The sequence below is a fragment of the Mesorhizobium sp. M7A.F.Ca.MR.176.00.0.0 genome (genome assembly GCF_004023165.1).
Taxonomy (GTDB): domain Bacteria; phylum Pseudomonadota; class Alphaproteobacteria; order Rhizobiales; family Rhizobiaceae; genus Mesorhizobium.
This window is the reverse complement of record NZ_RZTC01000111.1, coordinates 1-2,757: the sequence shown is the minus strand read 5'-3', so window position 1 is coordinate 2,757 and position 2,757 is coordinate 1. Positions and strand designations below refer to the sequence as shown.

General features: G+C 62.5%; 3 protein-coding genes. 1 reads left to right on the top strand and 2 read right to left on the bottom strand.

The genetic code is table 11. From position 1 onward, the window contains the following. The coding region (locus EOB59_RS36770) for an alpha/beta hydrolase (protein ID WP_245486785.1) at positions 1-586 on the bottom strand (586 nt) is incomplete at its 3' end. A gap of 480 nt (positions 587-1,066) precedes the next feature. Between EOB59_RS36770 and EOB59_RS27675 the strand changes: the two genes are divergently transcribed. Next, positions 1,067-1,534: an Hsp20 family protein gene (locus EOB59_RS27675; protein ID WP_128289692.1), complete on the top strand. Its 468-nt coding sequence runs from the start codon at positions 1,067-1,069 to the stop codon at positions 1,532-1,534. Between the two features lie 72 nt (positions 1,535-1,606). Here EOB59_RS27675 and EOB59_RS27670 read toward each other — a convergent pair whose 3' ends face one another. Next, positions 1,607-2,656: a low specificity L-threonine aldolase gene (locus EOB59_RS27670; protein ID WP_128289691.1), complete on the bottom strand. Its 1,050-nt coding sequence runs from the start codon at positions 2,654-2,656 to the stop codon at positions 1,607-1,609. Positions 2,657-2,757: the final 101 nt, after the last annotated feature.

The window sequence follows — 2,757 nt, the reverse complement described above, 5'->3', positions numbered from 1 at the left end:
GCCGCGGACCCCAGGCGGCGTAGAGCCGGCCGAGGCCGAGAGCGCAGAACAGAGAACAGACGCGGCGAACCGTCGAGATCGAGACCGGCAGGTCGGGCAGCGTCAGGAAGGGCGCGATCAGCACCATGCGCCGGATGCGGTTCACCATCGATGGGGCGGCAAGCAGGGTGATCAAGGCACCTGCCGAATGGGCGAGGATGTAGTACGGTCCGCGGCAATCGGGCAGCACGATCTCCTCGAAGAACTGTTCGAGGTCGGCGGTGTACTCGCGGAAGCTGCTGACGTAGCCGCGCTGGTGATCGCGGATCAGCCGGTCGGAATCGCCCTGGCCGCGCCAATCGAGCGTGGCGACGCCAAAGCCGCGATCGGCAAGGTTGCGGATGGTTTCGAAATATTTCTCGATGCACTCGTTGCGGCCGGTGAGCAGGACCACGGTGCCCTTCATCGGGCGAGCGACCGCGCCGAACAGGCCGTAGCGGATATTCTTGCGGTCACGCGTGGTGAAGAAGCCGCCGGTGGCATTTTCCGGCCGCGGATTGCCCTCGATTTCGTGAAAAAGGGAGTTTTCGGTGAAAAGATCCGTCATTCGGCGCTTCGTGCTCGGCGTCTCGCATGCCCGCCTGCGCTGGCCGGCTCCGCTAAGGTGATAGACGCCCATGCGCCAAAAGCCAAGGAATTCCCGGTGAAGGGAAGGCTGCATCAGGGAAGGCCGGAAGCCGCTTGAAAGCGTGCTTCCGGCCTCTGTCGATCCGGGAGGAAGGGACGTTACACCCGGTCGGCCTCGTTGCGGTGCCTGTTGTGCAATCGGCGCCGCCAGTCCTTGATCCTGGAATGGACTTTAGCGCCGGCTGCCTGAACGCGCGCCGAAGTGCCGGTTCATCTGCCGTTCATCAAGGGTCCGGCCGCCGTGGCTTTTGCCGCCAGGTGAAATCTTGAAATGCTTTCCAGCGCTCCCCAAATCTCTCGTGCGGTCGCCAATGTCGGGGCCGCTGGTCCACCCGAAACGCCGCTCAAGGGTTTCGCACCGGCCATACGCAAACCATGTTGCTCAACAGGAGAACACCTCATGCGTCACGTTGATTTTTCCCCGCTTTATCGCTCGACCGTCGGCTTCGATCGTCTGTTCACGATGCTCGATTCGCTCGCGCAGCCGGATGGCGCGCAGACCTATCCGCCCTACAACATCGAGCGCACCGGTGAGGATTCCTACCGGATCTCGATGGCGGTTGCCGGCTTCTCGGACGAGGAAATCTCGATCGAAGCCCATCGCAACGTGCTGACCGTGAAGGGTGAGCGCAAGGACGAGGGTACCGGCGAAGGCTCTGAGCTGCTCTATCGCGGCATTGCCTCGAGGGCTTTCGAACGTCGCTTCCAGCTTGCCGACCACGTCGAGGTCGTTGGCGCCTCGCTGAAGAACGGCCTGCTCTTCGTCGACCTCAAGCGCAACATCCCCGAGGAGCTGAAGCCGCGCAAGATCGCCATTACGGCGTCTTCGGCCAAGGCCAAGCAGATCGAGGCCAAGCCCGCTGCCTAAAATACAAGTCTCCTCCCGAGACGGAAGCGGCGCCGAAAGGCGCCGCTTTTTTGTTGTCGGGGAAATGCGTTATCAGGCGATCAGCTGGCCAAAACGGTCGACTTCATCGGCTGTCGTCGCAAAGCTGGTGACGAAGCGGTAGAGCAACTCGTCCTCGCCGATGTGGCCGTCAAAGCCATGCGGCTTGTGCCAGTCGTAGAAGGCGGCACCCGCGGCTTGCAGCCTCTCGGCCTCGGCTTTCTTGATCACCGCGAAAACCTCGTTCGCCTGCGGCAGCCATGCCAGCTTGGCCGTTGCCGAATCCTCGATCGCGGCGGCAAGGCGTGCGGCCATGGCGTTGGCGTGGCGGGCGGTGTTCAGCCACAGCCCATCCTTGAAATAGGCCTCGAACTGCGCCGCGACGAAGCGCGATTTCGAAAACAGCTGGGCGGCGCGCTTGCGCAGGAAGGCCAATTCCCTGGCACGATCGAGGTCGAACAACACGATCGCTTCGGCGCACCAGCAGCCGTTCTTGGTGCCGCCGAAGGAGAGGATGTCGACGCCGCGTTTCCAGGTCATTTCGGCCGGTGTCGTGTCGAGTGCGACCAGCGCATTGGCAAAGCGGGCGCCATCCATGTGCAGGGGCACCGAATATTGTTTGGCGACCACCGAGATCGTCTCGATCTCATCCAGGCCGTAGATGGTGCCGACCTCGGTCGACTGGGTGATCGAAACGGCCATCGGCCGTCCCCAATGGACAATTTCCGGTGCGAAACGGCCGATGGTCCTTTCCAGATTGTGCGGATCGATCTTGCCCAGCGCGCCATCGATCTCATTCAGGCGAGAGCCGCCGGAAAAATATACCGGCGCGCCGCATTCGTCCTCGATGACATGCGATTCGCGATGGGCAAAGGAAATGCCGCCCGGCTTGTTGTAAGCGGTGAGCGCCAGCGAGTTGGCGGCCGTGCCGGTGGCGACGAAGAACACCGCGACCTCGCGTTCGAAAATCTCACTGAAGCGCTGGTAGACTGCCCGGTCGAGCGCACCGTCGCCATAGGCGGTGGAAAAGCCGCCGGCATTGGCCGACAGGCCGGCGGCAATATTGGGATGGGCGCCTGCCCAATTGTCGGAAGCGAAGAACATGCATCTGCCTATGTCTTGGGAGGTCGGGGGGGTGGGGAGATCGGGTTTTGGGGAAATCAGTCTGAAGTTGACCGGTTTCGCGAGCGGACCGCAAGGGGCCA